The organism is Mycobacterium paragordonae, from assembly GCF_003614435.1.
GTDB lineage: Bacteria > Actinomycetota > Actinomycetes > Mycobacteriales > Mycobacteriaceae > Mycobacterium > Mycobacterium paragordonae.
Window position 1 is genome coordinate 5,089,917 of the sequence record NZ_CP025546.1, and the last position, 17,545, is coordinate 5,107,461.

12 protein-coding genes are annotated in these 17,545 nt (G+C 68.1%); 6 read left to right on the forward strand and 6 right to left on the reverse strand.

Annotated elements, in window-relative coordinates; all coding sequences use genetic code 11:
- The first annotated feature begins 50 nt into the window (after positions 1 to 50).
- Positions 51 to 2,600 (forward strand): FHA domain-containing protein, encoded by a 2,550-nt coding sequence (locus tag C0J29_RS22865; RefSeq protein WP_120793637.1) that lies wholly within the window; start codon positions 51 to 53, stop codon positions 2,598 to 2,600.
- Between the two features lie 118 nt (positions 2,601 to 2,718).
- Entirely contained in the window at positions 2,719 to 4,647 is a 1,929-nt protein-coding gene (locus C0J29_RS22870; RefSeq protein WP_065043278.1) for a serine/threonine-protein kinase PknH/PknJ, read from the forward strand.
- An 8-nt stretch (positions 4,648 to 4,655) separates the two neighbouring features.
- Here the strand turns inward: C0J29_RS22870 and C0J29_RS22875 are convergent, their stop codons facing one another.
- Together C0J29_RS22875 and C0J29_RS22880 are read right to left on the reverse strand one after the other, a co-directional pair.
- Entirely contained in the window at positions 4,656 to 5,219 is a 564-nt protein-coding gene (locus C0J29_RS22875; protein ID WP_065043279.1) for a hypothetical protein, read from the reverse strand.
- Between the two features lie 280 nt (positions 5,220 to 5,499).
- On the reverse strand, positions 5,500 to 6,624 hold the full coding sequence (locus C0J29_RS22880) for an adenylate/guanylate cyclase domain-containing protein (RefSeq protein ID WP_065043280.1): 1,125 nt from the start codon (positions 6,622 to 6,624) through the stop codon (positions 5,500 to 5,502).
- A gap of 33 nt (positions 6,625 to 6,657) precedes the next feature.
- Between C0J29_RS22880 and C0J29_RS22885 the strand changes: the two genes are divergently transcribed.
- Entirely contained in the window at positions 6,658 to 7,158 is a 501-nt protein-coding gene (locus C0J29_RS22885; protein ID WP_065043287.1) for a DNA-deoxyinosine glycosylase, read from the forward strand.
- On the opposite strand, the gene C0J29_RS22890 is transcribed toward C0J29_RS22885, so the two are convergent.
- A complete protein-coding gene (locus C0J29_RS22890) occupies positions 7,153 to 8,541 on the reverse strand; it encodes an amidase (RefSeq protein WP_120793638.1) in 1,389 nt (462 codons plus the stop codon). The genes C0J29_RS22885 and C0J29_RS22890 overlap by 6 nt on opposite strands.
- A gap of 58 nt (positions 8,542 to 8,599) precedes the next feature.
- Between C0J29_RS22890 and C0J29_RS22895 the strand changes: the two genes are divergently transcribed.
- Together C0J29_RS22895 and C0J29_RS22900 are read left to right on the forward strand one after the other, a co-directional pair.
- On the forward strand, positions 8,600 to 9,028 hold the full coding sequence (locus C0J29_RS22895; protein WP_065043281.1) for an HIT family protein: 429 nt from the start codon (positions 8,600 to 8,602) through the stop codon (positions 9,026 to 9,028).
- A gap of 147 nt (positions 9,029 to 9,175) precedes the next feature.
- Positions 9,176 to 13,144, forward strand: coding sequence for a diguanylate cyclase domain-containing protein (locus C0J29_RS22900; RefSeq protein ID WP_065043289.1), 3,969 nt, complete (start codon positions 9,176 to 9,178; stop codon positions 13,142 to 13,144).
- 68 nt (positions 13,145 to 13,212) lie between these two features.
- On the opposite strand, the gene C0J29_RS22905 is transcribed toward C0J29_RS22900, so the two are convergent.
- The 3 genes from C0J29_RS22905 to C0J29_RS22915 are packed head-to-tail and all read right to left on the reverse strand — an operon-like array spanning position 13,213 to position 16,242.
- The gene (locus C0J29_RS22905; RefSeq protein WP_120794912.1) at positions 13,213 to 14,244 is read right to left on the reverse strand and encodes an LLM class flavin-dependent oxidoreductase; all 1,032 of its coding nucleotides are present in this window, start codon (positions 14,242 to 14,244) and stop codon (positions 13,213 to 13,215) included.
- Positions 14,245 to 14,299: 55 nt separating this feature from the next.
- A complete protein-coding gene (locus C0J29_RS22910; RefSeq protein ID WP_120794913.1) occupies positions 14,300 to 15,418 on the reverse strand; it encodes an FAD-binding protein in 1,119 nt (372 codons plus the stop codon).
- A gap of 2 nt (positions 15,419 to 15,420) precedes the next feature.
- Positions 15,421 to 16,242 (reverse strand): uracil-DNA glycosylase, encoded by an 822-nt coding sequence (locus C0J29_RS22915; protein WP_174814859.1) that lies wholly within the window; start codon positions 16,240 to 16,242, stop codon positions 15,421 to 15,423.
- A 60-nt stretch (positions 16,243 to 16,302) separates the two neighbouring features.
- Here C0J29_RS22915 and tap point away from each other — a divergent pair, with 60 nt between their 5' ends.
- Entirely contained in the window at positions 16,303 to 17,535 is a 1,233-nt protein-coding gene (gene tap, locus C0J29_RS22920) for a multidrug efflux MFS transporter Tap (RefSeq protein ID WP_120793640.1), read from the forward strand.
- Positions 17,536 to 17,545 lie beyond the last annotated feature (10 nt).

A 17,545-nucleotide genomic window follows, 5' to 3' on the forward strand; every position in this document is an offset into this window, starting at 1 on the left:
CCGCCCGTACGCTCACCGGGGCGGCGTCGTCGGTGTAGCGGAGGCGTGGGATGGACCGTGGGATGGACGACGTGCTGGGGGTGTCGGGCCCGGTTGGGTTACAGGTGCGCGGGGGTGGGCGCAGTTGGCAGGTGGCTCCGGGGCGGGCTTGGACGGTGGGGCGTTCGGGTGAGTCCGATATTCAGTTGGACAATCCGCGGATCTCGCGGGTGCATGCGGTGTTGGAGCCCACCGAGTCGGGGTGGGTGTTGTCCAATCGCAGCAGCAACGGCATGTACGTGCACGGCGCGCGGGTCGAACAGGTAACCATCGACGAGGAGCCGGTGACGGTGGTGTTCGGCTCGGCGACCTCCGGACAGGTGGTGGAGTTCGAGCCCGGAGCTACCGGTGCGCCGGGACCGGTGTCGATCGGGGAGGCGACCACGACCGTGGCCCCGCTGCCGACCGGTCCTGAGGTCGGCGCCGGGAACACCGAGATCCCGGCCCCGCCGCTCCCGACGGGTCCTGAGGTCGGCGCCGAGACGACCGAGATCTCGGTCCCGCCGCTTCCGACAACCTTCACCTCGGAACTGGGGCTGGGGGAGCTGACCACGTCCGGGCAGACGGCGTCGGTGCGGACGCCGACCGCGGTGCACGCGATCGATCAGGCGACGGTGAGCATCGGGCGGGCCCCGGAGAACACCGTGGTCCTGCACGACCTGCTGGTCTCACGCCGCCACGCCCTGCTGCGACGCAGCAGCGCCGGCTGGGAACTGATCGACAACCACTCCGCCAACGGCACCTACGTCAACGGCACCCGCATCACCCGCGCCCTGATCGGCCCCGACGACATCGTCGGCATCGGCCACCAACTACTGCACCTGTCCGGTGACCGCCTCGTCGAATACATCGACACCGGCGACATCTCCTATGAAGCCGCCCACCTGCACGTCGAAACCGCTAACGGCACAGTCCTACTCGATGACGTCAGCTTCGTCCTGCCCCAACGCAGCCTGCTGGCCGTCGTGGGCCCCTCCGGCGCCGGCAAATCCACCCTGCTGGGCGCCCTGACCGGATTCCGCCCCGCCACCACCGGCACCGTGCGCTACGACGACCGCGACCTCTACGACAACTACCCCGAACTACGCCACCGCATCGGCTTCGTCCCCCAAGACGACATCCTGCACACCCCCCTAACCGTGCGCCGCGCCCTGAACTACGCCGCCCGCCTGCGCTTCCCCCAAGACGTCACCGCCACCGAACGCCAACACCGCATCGACGAAGTCCTCACCGAACTCGGCCTGGCCGCCCACGCCGACCAACGCATCGACTCCCTCTCCGGCGGACAACGCAAACGCACCAGCGTCGCCCTGGAACTGCTCACCAAACCCTCCCTGCTGTTCTTGGACGAACCCACCTCCGGCCTGGACCCCGGCTACGAAAAATCCGTCATGCAAACCCTGCGCACCCTGGCCGACGACGGACGCTCCGTGGTCGTGGTCACCCACAACATCGCCCACCTCAACATGTGCGACCGCCTGCTGGTCCTAGCCCCCGGCGGACGCCTGGCCTACTTCGGCCCACCCCAACAAGCCCTGGCCTACTTCGGCTGCACCGACTTCGCCGACCTGTTCATCCTGCTCGAAAACGACACCGACACCGACTGGACCACCCGCTACACCAACTCCCCCCTGCACGCCGCCTTCACCCCCACCGAACACCCCCCCACCACCCCCACCCCGACCCCGACCCCGGCCACCAAACCCAAACCCAAAGCCCAACAAAGCCCCGCAGCCCAATTCGCCATCCTGTCCCGCCGCTACCTCGCCGTCATCGCCGCCGACCGCCAATACACCCTGTTCCTCCTCGCCCTGCCCCTGCTGCTGAGCCTGTTCACCTACGCCGTCCCCGGCGACGCCGGCTTGTCACTCACCAAGGCCATCGAGAAGGTATCGACCCAGCCGGGTCAGCTGCTGGTGCTATTGATCATCGGCGGAGCCTTGATGGGCTGCGCTTCCTCGATCCGCGAGATCGTCAAGGAACAGGCCATCTACCGCCGCGAGCACGGCATCGGGCTGTCCGGCGGCGCCTACCTCGCCTCCAAACTCGTTGTGCTGGGCGCAATCTCGGCCCTACAAGGATTGATTCTCGGCTTGCTCGGGGTCGCCTTCCTACCACCCCCGGATCAGTCGGTGGTCATACCCTGGCCGCGGATCGAAGTGGCGGTGGCGGTCGTCGCCGTGACCGTGGTGTCGATGATCCTGGGCCTGCTCATCTCCGCACTGATCAGCAACGCCGACCGCGGCATGCCCCTGCTCGTCGTCGTCGTCATGGCCCAACTCGTGCTCTGCGGCGGCATGTTCCCGGTAAAAGACCGCATCCCGCTCGAACAACTCGCCTGGCTCTCCCCCTCCCGCTGGGCCTACGCCATGGCCGCCTCGACCGTCGACCTCAACGATCTGCGGCGCACGGCCGGCGGCGACCAGGATCCGATGTGGGATTACGACGTCAGTAGCTGGTTGATCGCCGCCGCGGCCTGCCTCGTGCAGGCGGCCGTGCTGGTGCTGTTCACCGTGCTGCGGCTGAGGCGCATGGGACCGCAACGAAGGGCGAAGAGATAACTCGGTCGGGCCACAGCGAATACGCTGGTGATGGCTTCAGCGCGCATATCGCGGTTGGCGCCCAGACCTGGAGGTGGTTGATAGTGTCGGCGACGTTGGTTGATTGGGAGGATCAGCGATGAGCGACACGCAGGGCTCGCGGGTGGGGACGATGTTCGGGCCCTACGAACTCAAGCGGTTGCTGGGCCGTGGCGGGATGGGCGAGGTCTACGAGGCCGAGCACACCGTCAAGGAGTGGACGGTCGCCATCAAGGTCATGACGGCGGAGTTCAGCAAGGATCCGGTGTTCCGGGAGCGCATGAAGCGCGAGGCCCGCATCGCCGGCCGGCTGCAGGAACCCCACGTGGTGCCGATCCATGACTACGGCGAGATCGACGGCCAGATGTACCTCGAGATGCGCATGATCGAGGGCATCGACCTGGACGCGGTGCTGAAGCGTTTCGGGCCGCTGACCCCGCCGCGTGCGGTCGCGATCATCACCCAGATCGCCTCGGCCCTGGACGCCGCGCACGCCGCCGGGGTCATGCACCGCGACGTCAAACCTCCCAACATCCTGGTCACCCGCGACGACTTCGCCTACCTGGTCGACTTCGGCATCGCCAGCGCCACCACCGACGAGAAACTCACCCAGCTGGGCACCGCCGTCGGCACCTGGAAATACATGGCCCCCGAACGGTTTTCCAACGAGGAAGTCACCTACCGCGCCGACATCTACTCGCTGGCCTGCGTGCTCTACGAATGCCTCACCGGCGGTCCGCCCTACCGAGCCGACAGCGCCGGTTCCTTGGTCACGGCCCACTTGATGAACCCGGTGCCGCAGGTCAGCACCGCACGCGCCGGCATCCCCAAGAGCTTTGACGCGGTCATCGCCCGCGGCATGGCCAAGAAGCCCGAGGACCGCTACGCCAGTGCCGGCGACCTGGCCTTGGCCGCGCACGAAGCACTCAGCTCGCCGGACCAGGACCACGCCGAGAACATCCTGCGCCGCAGCCAGGAGGCGACCCTGCCCGGGCCGCCGACCGCGTCGTCGCCGCCCACCATGCCCGCGGTGACACCGCCACCGCGGCCCGGTCCGCCGAGCACGCCGCCGCCCGCGCCGCGGTCTTCGGGCCCGCAGTACGGCGGTGGCTCCGGACCGCAGGGACCGTCTGGTCCGGCGCCACAGCAACGTCCGCCCAATCAGCCCGGCCATCCCGCCTGGAACCCGGTCAGCGGCCCGATTCCGGCGTCCGGCCCGCAGAACAATCCGCAGTACCCCCAGAGCGGCGGGTGGGGCGGCGGACCACCCAGCCCGCAGATGTCCTCCGGCCCGATGCCGTCGGCCTGGAACCAGGGACACCGGCCGCCGGCCCCGGCCAAACGCAATCCATGGCCGATCGTCGCCGCCGTCGTCATCGTGCTGGTTCTCGTCGTCGGCGGTGTGATCATCTGGCAGGCGACCCGGCCCGAGCCCGCGGCCAAGGTCAAACCCATCGCCGAGGACCGGCTGAGCTCGATGCTGCTGAGCTCCTCCGAGGTCAACGCGGTGATGGGCTCATCGACGATGCAGCCCGGCAAACCGATCACGACGGTGGACTCCTCACCGGTCACGCTCTCGATTCCGGACTGCCAGGGCGCGATGTACGGCAGTCAGGGTCCGGTGTACGCCGGTAGCGGCTATACCGGCATCAGTGGGCTGGTCTCGTCGGAGCCCGGCGACAACTACGACCACTGGCTCAACCAGGCGGCCATCGCCTTCCCGACCGCCGACAAGGCGAAGTCTTTCCTGCAGTCCTCACTCAGCAAGTGGAAGGGTTGCGCGGGCAAGACCGTCACCGTCACCAACAAAGGCAAGACCTACCGGTGGACGTTCTCCGAAGTCCAGGGCAGCTCACCGAGGATCACGGTGGTGGACGCTCAGGAAGGCGCCAACGGCTGGGAATGCCAGCGGGCCATGGAGGCGGCCAACAACGTGATCGTCGACGTCAACGCCTGCGGCTACCAGATCACCGACCAGGGTGGGCAGGCGGCCGACAAGATCGTCGCCAAGGTCAACAAGGAGAAGTAGCTTTCGGGCTAGGCCTGGCCGGGCAGGTCTGGGCCCTGTGCGCGGAGGTCGTCGACCGCCGACATGGCTTCACGCAGCTTGGCCAACCACTCCTCGGTGTGCTCGCCGACCAGCTTGACCGACCAGGCCAGCGCGTCGGCGCGTGATCGCGCGACGCCCGCGTCCACCAGGGTGTCGAGCACCTGGCGTTCCGGTTGCTTGAGCCGCGTCATGACCGGTACGGCGATGTGGGTGAACAGGATTCGGTTCCCGTTGACCTCGACGCCCCAGGAGACCTTGCGCCCGTAGCGTTCCTGCGCTTCGTCGGCGATGGCCATCCGTTCCGCCCGGGTGTCTTCGCGGAACCGCGAGACGCGTCCCTCGGCGCGGGCGGAGCTTTCGTCGGCGGCTTCCGGCAGCGCGCCGACGACGGTGATCTCTTCGCGGTCGACGATGACCGTCGGGTCACCGTCGAACCATGCTTCGGGAAGGCGGCCGGCGAACCACTCAGGCGCGCCGCTGGCATCGGGTTGCTCGGCTTGCTGCCAGCCCCCGGGACGCCCGTGTCGGCGCCCATGATGGTGAATGTTCATGCTTACATGATTACACCGTTACACATGTAAGCAAATAGCGTTTCACCCCAGGCGAACAGCGGTCCGGTGAGCACTTGCTCCGGGCCGCCGGAAACCGTTGCCATCGGCCATGCACAGTTGTATTTTTAGGAGCGAAGCAGGCCCGGAAGTGACCGAATCTCAAGCGCCGGAAGAAGGGTGAAAAACGGCCGCGTAAGACCCGCAGTAGTCGGTGTCAACAACGCCCCCGCGAGTCACGCCGGGCCTGCCCATGTGTCAGGAACCTGTAGCCAGGCGCGTTTCAGTCGCGGCGGACCCGGAATAGTTTCGCGTCACTCTTGATGCCTTTGAGCCGACGGGCGCCGGCGAATGAGAATTGAAACCCCGCGTCTTCGCCGACGGCGTCACTGACGGCGTCGGTCGCCAGCACGGTGCCCGGTCGCGCCACACCGGTGACCCGGCTTGCCGCATTGACCGGACTGCCGAACCAGTCCCCCGCCCGGCTCACCGCCATGCCCGCAGCGACACCGGCCCGCAGCCGGGGGAAGTCATTGTCGTTGTCCACCATGTCGACCAGCTTGAGGACGGTGTCCAGCAACGGCGCCGGCTCGGGGCAGACGAACATCACCGCGTCGCCGATCGTCTTGATGAACCGTACCGGCGGCGCGGTCAGGTCCCGGGCCAGATCCGCCAGCCGCCCGGCCAGCTGGCTCAGCTCCTCGGCCGAAACCACTTCACCGAGCTTGGTGAACCCGACCAGATCGGCGAAGGCAACCGCGACCGGGCGGGCTCCCGGCAGCGGCTTGCCCGCGGCCCGCTCCCCGGCGTTGACAGCTTCGGACTCCATCATGTGCCGCAGATGCAGGAACAGCATCTGGTGAATCATCGGGCCGAGCAATGGCGCGATCTGGTTGATCAGTGCCTTGGATCCCTGCGCGATCTGCACTTCGGTGGCACCCGGCTTGATGATCGCTGCCAGGGCGGTATACCGCATGACCTCGGCCGCGTGGGAAAGGCCGTCGGCGAGCACGCGCACCACGGACACCACCTGATCGGGATTGAGCCCCAGGTCGACGAAACGCTGCGCGAACGCGGCGGCCTCGCCGTCGGCGCGCATGTGGACGACCGCGTCCGGGTCGTCCACCCGGGCCAGGCCGATGGCCCGTTGCACCCGTTGCAGCAGCTCCAGGTCGATGCCGTAGGTTTCGCTGATCTCCCGCGCGGACACATAGGTGCCGTCGTCGCCGATGACGTGCCGGGAGGCCAGCAACAGGGGCGGGTTGGTCGTTCGGATCTCCTCGGCCGTGACGCCCTGTTCGAGCAGCCAGCGCACCAGGTCGGCGCGCTCGGCGCGCGCCTGGCCCTCGAGTCCGTTGAGCAGGTCGTCGATGTCGCGGTCGTCCGCTGGTTCGGCCACGTCATCCACGTTAGAGCCCGGGCCGCGCCATCATGTGACGTGATGACCGAACCGCTGCTCGACGGGCTCCCACCGGTGATCGACGACCGCGCCCGGGTGTTGATCCTGGGCTCGTTTCCCAGCGTCCGCTCGCTTGCCGAAGGTCGGTACTACGCGAACCCGCGCAACGCATTCTGGCCGATTGTCGCTGAACTGTTCGAATTCGATTGCACCGCAACATATTCCGAAAGAATAGCGGCGCTGCAGTCGCATAACGTGGCCCTGTGGGACGTGGTGCGCAGCTGCCGCCGGGCCGGGAGCGCGGACGCCGCGATCGACCCGAAAACCCTGGTGATCAACGACTTTGACTGGTTGTTCGGTAGCTATCCGAGGGTCACCCGGGTGTACTTCAACGGGGCGGCGGCGGCCAGGCTGTTCGAGCGGATGGTGCGCCGCCCGGCGACCGTGACGTGCCAACGGCTGCCCTCGACGAGCCCGGCTCACGCCATTGCGCCGGCGGTGAAACTCGCCGCGTGGGCCCGGCTTACCGATGCCGGTTCATGACACCGGCGGCCGCCGCTGTGCCCACGGCCGGGCGGCTTCGATCTGCGCGGACAACGACAGCAGCGTCGCCTCGTCGTAGGGCCGGCCGACCAGTTGCACCGACATCGGCAACCCGTCATCGTCGAAGTCCCACGGCACCACCGCCGCGGGCTGCCCGGTGAGATTCCAGATCTGCTGATACGGAACCCGTTGCGCCACCAGCAACAGCGTGGACACACCGCCGCGCCGCTGGTAGGCCCCGACGCGGGACGGACCGGCCGAGGTGCCCGGGGTGATGACGACATCGACGTCGTCGAAGATCGCCTGAATGCGGGCGTCCAAACCGGTCTCGGCCGCGCGCAACCTGGCCATCGTCCGATCGGAGAAGAAGGAACCGAGGCGGGCGATGGCGCGGGTGCGCGGTTCCAACCGTTCGGGGTGGGCCTGCGCGTCGGCGTCGTCGCTGATGCCCCGGAGAAACCGGGGCAGGTAGTTCGCATACAGCGAGGCCGGATATGCGGGGTCCCGCTCGATCACCTCGTGGCCGAGGTCGCGCAGCAACGCACCCGCCTGCTCCACGGCCGTCAGCTGCGCCTTGCCGACCCGCACGGGCATCGGCGTCGGCACCTTGGTACTCAATGCGATTCGCAACGGACCTGGCTCGCGGGCGGCGGCGGCGGCGAACTCCCCTTCGGGGCCGGGCACCGTGTTCGTCGCGTCGAGCAGCAACGCGGCATCGAGTACCGACCGCGCGATCGGTCCATTGACGCTCAGCCCCTGCCAGGCGTCGTCGTGCGGTTCCAGCGAGACCCGGTCGCGCTGTGGTTTCAGCCCGAACAGACCGCACCAGGTCGCCGGGATCCGGATCGAGCCGCCGCCGTCGGATCCCAGGGCCAACGGCGCCAGACCCGCGGCGACCGCGGCGGCGCTGCCGCCGCTGCTGCCCCCCGGTGTGCGACGCGGATTCCACGGGTTGCGGGTGGCGCCGAAGGTCAGCGACTCGGTGAAGGGCATGATCATCAGCTCCGGCACCGAGGTCTTGCCGATGATCACCGCGCCTGCCGCGCGCAGCCGGCGCACGACTTCGGCGTCGTCGGTGACGGCCGGCCCGTGCGCGCCACTGCCGTACGTCGTCACCTCGCCGGCGACGTCGACGTCGTCCTTGATCGCGATCGGCACACCCAGCAGCGGTCGCCGCTCCCCGGCATCCAGGCGTCGCTGGGCGATCTCGGCCTCCTCGCGCGCGGCGTCGTAGCGCACCACGCGATAGGCGCGCAGCTCGCTGTCCAGCCGCTCGATGCGTTCCAGATAGAGCTCGAGGAGTAGCGGGGCGTCGATGTCACCGTCGGCCAGCATGCGCGCCTGTTCAGCCGCGCCGGCGAACGCGAGATCGCGGGGGTCCACTGCCGCAGCGTATCTCGCGGGCCGGGCGGTGCCGGTTGGCGCCCAGTACCGTGGCGACATGTCCTGCGTATTCTGTGCGATCGTCGCCGGAGAAGCCCCGGCCATCCGGATCTACGAAGACGACAGCTATCTGGCGATCCTCGACATCCGCCCCTTCACCCGCGGCCACACCCTGGTGATCCCCAAGAAGCACAGTGTCGACCTCGACGACACCCCGCCGGAGACCCTGGCCGGAATGATCACGATCGGCCAGCGCATCGCCCGGGCAGCCAAGGCCACCGAACTCGCCGATGCGACCAACATCGGCATCAACGACGGCCGCGCCGCTTTTCAGACCGTTTTCCACGTTCACCTGCACGTACTGCCGCGGCGCAACGGCGACAAGCTCTCGGTCGCCAAGGGCATGCTGGTGCGCCGGGATTCCGACCGGGAGGGCACCGCGCGCCTGCTACGCGAGGCCCTGGCCCGCATCGAGGCGAGCAACTAGCAGCGACCCCGGCGTTGGACCCGCCCTCAGTAGTGCCGCCGCGACCATGCGCCGCGGTTTATTCTGAGAGAACGGTGAAGCTCCTAGGTCCTTCGCCTGCCTGATTGCATGTGCGAGCTGGAGCGACCAATGATGCGCTGGACGGGGATGCGATGCCCGTTCACCGGGCTGACCCTGGGGGTGACCTCTTCCGTCGTCGGCGGCTATTGCCTGGCCGCTGCCCTGGTCACCGCGTCATCGGTGTGGGGCTGGCAAGGCCCCTATGCCACCCGTCCGGCGGTACAGGCCGTGACCGTGCTCTGCCTGGCCTTCGCCGCCGCCTGCGCCGGCCGGGCGGCTCGGCACTCGGTCGGACGCCGCCGCTGCGGCTGGGCGGCAATGGTTGTGGCGCTGGCCGGCTGGGCTGCCGGGGAGATCATCTGGTCCGTCTACGACGTGCGGCCCGACATCGAACACGCCAGCCATCCGGCCGCCGCGGAGATCGTGCTGCTGCTCTACCCACTCGGGGCGTTCACGGCAATGGTGCTGCTCTCGCAAACTCCTAGTGGTCATAGTCTCTGGCGGCTAGTGCTGGACGGCGTCATCGTGTCAATGTCGCTGTGGGTGGCCTCCTGGGTCTTCGTTCTCGACAAGGTTCTGAGGACCGACAGCAGCTCTCGGCTCGTCACGTTGATACACGTCGGCTCCGACGTCGTGCTGATGACGACCGCGATTCTGCTGTTGTCGAGAAATCGTCCCGGCAGGCGGCGCAGCGTCAACCTGTTCGCCAGTGGTGTCGCAACGATCATGCTCGCCGACATGCTGGTCCTGTTCCAGACCGGGATCGGCAGCTACCACACCGGTGACCTGGTCGACGTGAGCCGGGTGGCCGGGTTGGGCCTGATGGCGCTGGCGGGTCTGGTCAGCGTCCAAGAGCCCGCCGTGGTGAACACGAGTCCGGAAATCACTTCCCACACCCGGCTGTGGCTGCCGTACCTGCCGTTGTTGTTGGCCGCCGCCCTCGGGTTGGGGCACGCGGTGCGCTTGATGCGGCACGGGCCGCTGGTGGTGGGGCTGGGAATCCTGGTCGCGGCGGTGCTTGCCCGGCAGTTCGTGGTGCTGGTCGAAAACCAGGGCTTGTTGACGGAGGTGGCCGAGGAAGCCTTCCGGGACAGCCTGACCGGCCTGGCCAATCGTGCCAATTTCCTGCACAAGCTGGAGCAGGCCGTCGCGCGGCGCGGCGAGAACTCCGCACCGATTGCCGTCATGTGCCTGGACCTCGACAACTTCAAGTCGGTCAACGACGCACTCGGCCATCCGGCCGGCGACGAACTTCTGGTTCGGGTCGCCGGTCGGCTCACCACCACTCTGGGCGAACAGGGCACCGTAGCGCGGCTCGGTGGTGACGAATTCGCGGTACTGATCGAGGGCCCGGTGGAGGAGTCGCACGCGGCAGCCGAGCGCGTACTCGAATCGTTCAATGCCGCAATCGTTGTCGACGGCGTTCCGTTGGCGGTCCGGCCCAGCATCGGTTTCACGGTGGCCGCGGCGGAATCCACGCACACAGTCGACGAACTGCTGCGCCACTCGGATCTGGCTATGTATGCCGCCAAACGCGAAGGCGGACACTGTATTCGCAGTTTCGTGCCGGATCTGCCGCTGCCCTACGCGCTGCGTGAGCTCAACGACGAGTCGATGCTGGCGCTGAAAAACAGCCTGGAGAACGGATTCGACGGCGCGCGTCTCTATCGAAACGCCACCAACGCCAGCCCTTCTTTGATGGCGCGGGCGATCAAACCACTTGCTGCCACCCCGAAGTCGACGTCAGACGAGCTTCACGACCCACCGCACAGTGTCCGATGGCCCCCGACGGCCGTTCGAATCTGTCTGGGGGCGTTGGCAATCGGCGTCCTTATCTTCGCGTCGACGTGCCTGCCCGACCCGCACGCCGACCACTCCCCGTTCTTCGCCAACGTCTTCTACCCGTTCTTGAACTTCTGTGCGGCGGCGCTGATCGCTTATCGCGCCTACCGGGTCCAGGCGGACCGGAGGGCATGGCTACTGATCGCAGTGGGCACGGCAGTGTCGGCGCTGGGTGACGTCATCTACGCCAAGTGGGTTCCCGACGGCCAGTCGCCGTCGATCGCCGACCCCGCATATCTCGCCTATTACCCGTTCATCTATGCCGGCTTGGTGCTGCTGATGCGGTCGCGCCTGAAGCGGGTGCCGCTGCCGGTACGGCTGGACTGTGTGGTGTGCGGGTTGGTGATGGCTTCGGTGGCCGCCGCCCTGGCCGCAGGACCCATCCACGCGGCCGCCATGAAAGCACCGGCGACCGTGCTGGTGGGACTGATCTATCCGTGGCTCGACCTGTTGTTGGTGGCGCTGGCCGCCGGGATGCTGCCGATTCTCGGCTGGCGCCACGAGTTCCGCTGGGGCCTGCTGGTCATCGGGTTCGTCCTGTTCGCGGCCGCCGACACCGCGTACCTGTTCGAGACTTCGGCTGGGTCCTACCGGGTCGGCACCATGCTCGACGCGTTCTGGCCCGCGTCGTTTCTGCTGATCGCCGTTGCCAGTTGGACGGCGTGGTCGTCGACGCCCCCGATGCCCAAACGCTCGCTGGGGTCCTACGCGGCGCCGGTGGCATGCACCATCGTCGCGCTCGCGGTCACCGCCATGAGCAACGAGTCACGGGTCGCGTCGATACTTGCTGCGCTCAGCCTGATCGCGGTGGCGGCGCGGTTCTCGGTGACCTTCCGCGAAGTGAGCATCATGGCCGAGAGTCACAAGCAGGCCATGACCGATCAACTGACCACGCTGCCCAATCGGCGCTCGCTGGCGACGACGCTGACGGCCGCACCGCTCACCCTCCCGCCGGCGATCGGTCCCGCGCTGAACACTCGCGGGCCGGCCCGTCGGGCACTGCTGCTGTTGCAGCTCTACGAGTTCGACGAAATCACCGACACGGTCGGCCACCGCTTCAGCGACGATTTGCTGTGTCAGATCGCCGGTCGCCTGAACCAGAATGTGCGTCGCGAGGACATGCTGTCCCGTGCGGGCGACGACGAGTTCGCGATCCTGCTGGCCGAGGGCGCCGATCTCATCGCCGCGCGCGCGCAGGCGGGCCGGCTGCTGGAAGCGATGAACGAACCGTTCACGGTGGATCCGATGACCGTGCAGGTCGATGCCCGGATCGCCATTGCCCTGTTCCCCGACCACTGTGATCATCCGCAAGAACTGCTCACCCGCGCCGAGATGGCCCTTCCGCACGCCAGATCCGCCAAGAGCAAGATCGCCGTGTACGACGCCGCGTACGAGTTGTACCGCGATAACGACCCCAGCCTCGTCGAGGAGCTGCGCGCTGCGCTGGCCGACGGCAACGAGCAGCTGACCTGCCACTACCAGCCGAAGATCAACGCGAGCGACGGCAGCGTGCACAGTGTGGAGGCGCTGTTGCGCTGGCACCATCTCCACCGCGGGCTGCTGCTGCCCGAGGAGTTCCTGCCGGCCGCCGAGCGTGCCGGTCTGATGCGCAAAGTGGCCAACCGCACCGTCAACCTCGCCCTCGACCAGGTCCGGAGTTGGCGCGACCAGGGCGTGGCGCTGACCGTCGCGGTCAACCTGTCGACCACCAACCTGCTGGACCTCGACCTCGTCGGCAATATCGAGCAGCAACTGAAGACCCACGGGCTGCCCGCCGATGAACTCATCATCGAGATCACCGAGAGCACGCTGGTGGACTCGGCGCGGTCCCGCAACACCGTCGCCGCGCTGCAGCGCCTCGGCGTGCGGATCTCACTGGACGACTACGGCACCGGCTGGTCGTCGCTGGCCCGGCTGCAGGACGTCTCGGTCGACGAGTTGAAACTCGACCGGGTGTTCGTGGCGCGGCTGGCGCAGGACCCGCGCTCGGTGGCGATCGTGCGTTCGACGGTGGCGCTGGCCGAAAGCCTGGGCGCGGACCTGGTCGCCGAGGGTGTCGAGGACGAGGTGACGCTGCGGGCATTGCGCCAGTACGGGTGCACCATCACCCAGGGGTTCGTGCACAGTCCGCCGATGCCGGCCGGCGATCTGCTGCAGTGGATCGCCGAGCACGCTCCGGATGTGGCGCCTGAGGAGGCCGGCGTGACGGACTAGACGTGGCGATCGCAAGCGCGGCGCAGCCGGGCGCTGCGGGTCGCCACCATCAAATACGCGGCGATCGACTAGAACAGCTCCTTGGCGAGCAACTCCAGCGTGGCCACCCGGGCCGGGCCCGTCCTGGGATCGGTGCCGCGCCGAGCGGACGCCACCGGGTGCACCATCACCTCGTCGACGTCGAAGCGTTCGGCCAGCGCCCGCACCTGCTCGGCCGCCTCGGCGGGCGAGCCGACGACGGCGCGGGCCATCCCGCTGTCCACGATGTGCTGCTGCTGCGGTGTGAGGGTGGCCTGGTGGGCCTCTTCGACGAGCTGCACCGGCCCCAGCGGCTGCCCGGTACGCAGCCGGGCCATCATCTGCAGGTTCGGCAGCATCAATTCCATTGCCTCATCCCGGGTTTCGGCCACCGACGCGTTCACGGTCAGGAAGGTGACCGGCTGGGGCGTGAGATCGCTGGGCCGGAAATGGGCGCGGTAGTAGTCCAGCGCCTCTTCGGTGCCCTGCCCGGAGAAGTGATGGGCGAAGACGTAGGGCAGTCCCTTTGCGGCGGCCAGACGCGCCGAGTACATCGACGACCCCAGTAGCCACAGTCGCGGTTCGCTGGCGGCCGCCGGCGTCGCCTTGAGGGTGTAATCACCCGAACGCAGCGGCACCCGCACGCCGCGGGCGCTCATCAACGCGACCACGTCGTCGAGGTACTCCGGGAAGTTCTCGATGTCGCGGTCGTCGCGGCCACCGCGGAGTGCGTAGGACGTGACGGGATCGGAGCCGGGGGCACGGCCGATGCCGAGGTCGATGCGGCCCGGCGCGGCCGCCTCCAGCAGGGCGAACTGCTCGGCCACCGCGAGCGGCGCGTGGTTGGGCAGCATGACCCCGCCCGAGCCCAGGCGCAACTGGTCGGTCTGCGCGGCGAGGTAGGCGATCAGGACAGGTGGGCTGGTGGCGCCCACCGAGGGCATGTTGTGGTGTTCGGCGACCCAGTAGCGCGTGAAGCCCAGCCGGTCGGCGGTCTGCGCCAGCGACACCGTGGCCGCGAGCGCGTCGCCGGTGGACTGGTCGCTGCGCACCGGGACCAGGTCGAGGACGGAAAGATGCACGGTCGGCACAACGCGCCCTGGCGGGCAGATGTTCCCCGGCTCAGTAGTTAAGCATTCAGTAGTTCAGCAGCGTGAACGAGTTGACGATCATGTCGAACTGCTCCTGGGAGATGGGTGCGCCGCCGGGGATGCTGTCGCTGGCCAGGAACTGGGTGCGCTGCGTGTACGGGTGAAAGCGCTTGAAGTAGTTGGCGAATCCGAGGCCGTGATCGGTACGGGCGAGTTTGAGTTCGCCCGCCAGGACCGCCGCGCCCAGCAACGCCAGGCTGGTGCCCTGGCCGGACAGCGGAGAGGCGCAGTACGCGGCGTCGCCCACCAGAGCCACCCGGCCAATTGACCAGTGGTCCATCACAATCTGCGACATCTCGTCGAAGTAGAAGTCCGGCGCCGAGCGCATCAACTCCAGCAGCTTTGGTCGGACCCAGCCGTCGTCGGCCATCCGCCTTTCCAATTCGGCAAACTGAGTTTCGGTGTCGCGGTGGTCGATTCGCAATTCGGGGTCCATGAATCCCAGCATGGCCCGCGCCTCGGAGTTGCGGCGCGCACTGTAGATCCCGGCCATGCTGGAGTCGCCGTAGTGCCACTGCTGCCAGTAGTCCAGGTCCAGGAAGTTGGGCACGGTGAAAATTGCGGCAAATGTGCCGAGCCGCTTGATGAATCGCTCTTCGGGGCCGAACACCAGCCGGCGCACGTTGGAGTGCAGGCCGTCGGCGCCGATCACCAGGTCGAAGCTGCGGGGCTCGGCCGTCTCGAAGGTGACGTTGACCGCGGGACCGAGATTCTCCAGGGTGGCGATGGTGTCGTCGAACAGGAACTCGGTTTTCAATTTCGTTTCGTCATAAAGCAATCCGACCAAGTCGTCGCGCAACAGCTCGATGTCCGAGTTGTTGATCGGCCCGCCCGTCGGCGTCGATTCGGTGTCCTCGGAGAGCACATTGCCGTCCCGGTCCACCACCGACGATCCCCGGATGTCGGTCTTGCAGGTCTCGGCTGCGTTGCGCAGGCCCATCCGGTCCAGCACCTCGAGCGCGGGGCCGCGCACGTCGATCGCCTGACCGCCCGGCCGCAACCCGGGATAGCGCTCCACCACGGTGACCGCATAGCCGTTGCGCTGCAGCCAGTAGGCTGCGGTGAGCCCCGCCACACTGGCGCCAGACACCAGAACCGATTCCACCATTACCTGATTCCTGCCAGCCTCTTCGCGTCCGTGAAAACCTCGTCGAGCATTGCCGGAGTCAACCTACCTGTGAACATGTTCTGCTGGCTTGGGTGGTAGCAGCCCAGCAGCCGCAGGCCCGAGGGTAGCTCGGCGACGGCGCCGTGGCCGAACTTCGGCTTGAGCGTGCCGCCCGTCAGGCGTAGCGCGATCTGCCAGGCGAACCCGCCCAGAGCCACCACTACCCGGACGTACGGGGCCACCAGCCGCCACTCGGCGTCCAGCCACGGTGCACAGGTGTCCCGTTCCGCGGGCGTCGGGGCATTGGCCGGCGGCGCGCACCGAACCGGTGCCGCAATGCGAATGTGCTTGGTGTGCAACCCATCCGCGGCGTCGACGCTGGTGGGCTGATTCACCATTCCGGCCCGGTAGAGGGCCGCGTAGAGCTGGTCACCGGAACGGTCACCGGTGAACATCCGGCCGGTCCGGTTGGCGCCATGCGCGGCCGGGGCCAAACCGACAATCAGCAGCCGCGGCCGCTCCGACCCCCAGCCCGGCACCGGACGTCCCCAGTACGGCTGGTCTGCGAAGGCGCGCCGTTTGGCCAGGGCGACGTCCTCGCGCCAGGTGACCAGCCGCGGGCAGGCCCGGCACACGCTGATCGCGGCGTCGAGTTCGGCGATCGATCCGGCCGCGTTCGCCAGCGCGGCGACGTTGGCGGCGTCGGCGGCCACGGGTGTCCGCGGCGTCGCCGGGTCGCCCGGCCACCCGGACCCCGGCGGTACCGGCGAGGTGTAACTCCGGCCGGTATTGGGATGCATGAGCACACGACCATCCTGCACGGCCCCGAAAATCAGTGGTTTCGGTCGGGGCTTTGGCGTTAGATTCAGCCGCGATATCCCATGACCGAAAAAAGCCGAGGCCCGGCATTTCTGCTCCTGTTCGCCACTTTGATGGCATGTGCGGGCGATGGCATCTCGATCGTCGCGTTCCCGTGGCTGGTGCTGCAGCGCCAGGGCAGCGCGGGTCAGGCGTCGATCGTGGCGGGGGCGACGACGCTGCCCCTGCTGTTCTCCACCCTGCTGGCGGGCACCGCGGTCGACTACTTCGGCCGTCGCCGGGTGTCGATGGTTGCCGACGCCCTGTCGGGGTCCGCGGTGGCCGCGGTGCCGGTGATCGCGTGGGCGTACGGCCCGGCCGGGGTCAACGTGGCGGTGCTGGCGGCGCTGGGTGCGTGTGCGGCCGCCTTCGACCCGGCCGGAATCACCGCCCGGCAGTCGATGTTGCCGGAGGCCGCCGCGCGGGCGGGCTGGTCGCTGGACCGGGTGAACAGCGTGTACGAGGCCATGCAGAACCTCGCTTTCATGGTCGGACCGGGCGTCGGCGGCTTGATGATCGCCACGGTCGGCGGCGTCAACACCATGTGGATCACCGCGGGGGCATTCGCGTTGTCCATCGTGGCGATCGCCCTGCTGCGCCTGGACGGAGCGGGTAAGCCGGTGCACGCCGCCCGCCCCGAGGGGCTGGTGTCGGGGATCTCCGAGGGGCTGCGCTTCGTATGGAGCCTGCGGGTGCTGCGCACGCTGGCCCTGATCGACCTCACCGTCACGGCGCTGTATCTGCCGATGGAGAGCGTGCTGTTTCCCAAGTACTTCAGCGACCGCCACCAACCGGGTCAGCTGGGCTCGGTGCTGATGGCGCTGTCGCTGGGCGGTCTGATCGGCGCGCTGGGTTACGTCGGTCTGGTGAAGCGGTTGTCGCGGCGCACCATCATGCTGACCGCGGTCCTCACGCTCGGTGTGGCGGCGGCCGTCATCGCGCTGTTGCCGCCGTTGCCGGTGATCTTGGCGCTGGTAGGCCTGGTGGGCCTGGTGTACGGGCCGATTCAGCCGATGTACGCGTACATGATCCAGACCCGGGCGCCGGCACATCTGCGGGGCCGGGCGGTCGGGGTGATGACGTCGCTGGCCTACGCCGCGGGCCCGCTGGGGCTGTTGCTGGCCGGCCCGTTGACCGATGCCGCCGGGTTGCACGTGGCGTTTCTCGCGCTGGCGCTGCCGATCCTGGTGACCGGGGTGTTCTGTGTGCGGCTGCCGTCGTTGCGGGAGCTGGACGCGGTGCCCTCGACCGTCTAAGTCGTTCGGC

What these genes read in the sequence shown, in the direction of transcription:
- C0J29_RS22865 (WP_120793637.1), top strand. Translation starts at nt 51, where the DNA reads ATGGACCGTGGGATGGACGACGTGCTGGGGGTGTCGGGCCCGGTTGGG.
- C0J29_RS22870 (WP_065043278.1), top strand. Translation starts at nt 2,719, where the DNA reads ATGAGCGACACGCAGGGCTCGCGGGTGGGGACGATGTTCGGGCCCTAC.
- C0J29_RS22875 (WP_065043279.1), bottom strand. Translation starts at nt 5,219, where the DNA reads ATGAACATTCACCATCATGGGCGCCGACACGGGCGTCCCGGGGGCTGG.
- C0J29_RS22885 (WP_065043287.1), top strand. Translation starts at nt 6,658, where the DNA reads ATGACCGAACCGCTGCTCGACGGGCTCCCACCGGTGATCGACGACCGC.
- C0J29_RS22895 (WP_065043281.1), top strand. Translation starts at nt 8,600, where the DNA reads ATGTCCTGCGTATTCTGTGCGATCGTCGCCGGAGAAGCCCCGGCCATC.
- C0J29_RS22900 (WP_065043289.1), top strand. Translation starts at nt 9,176, where the DNA reads ATGCGATGCCCGTTCACCGGGCTGACCCTGGGGGTGACCTCTTCCGTC.
- tap (WP_120793640.1), top strand. Translation starts at nt 16,303, where the DNA reads ATGACCGAAAAAAGCCGAGGCCCGGCATTTCTGCTCCTGTTCGCCACT.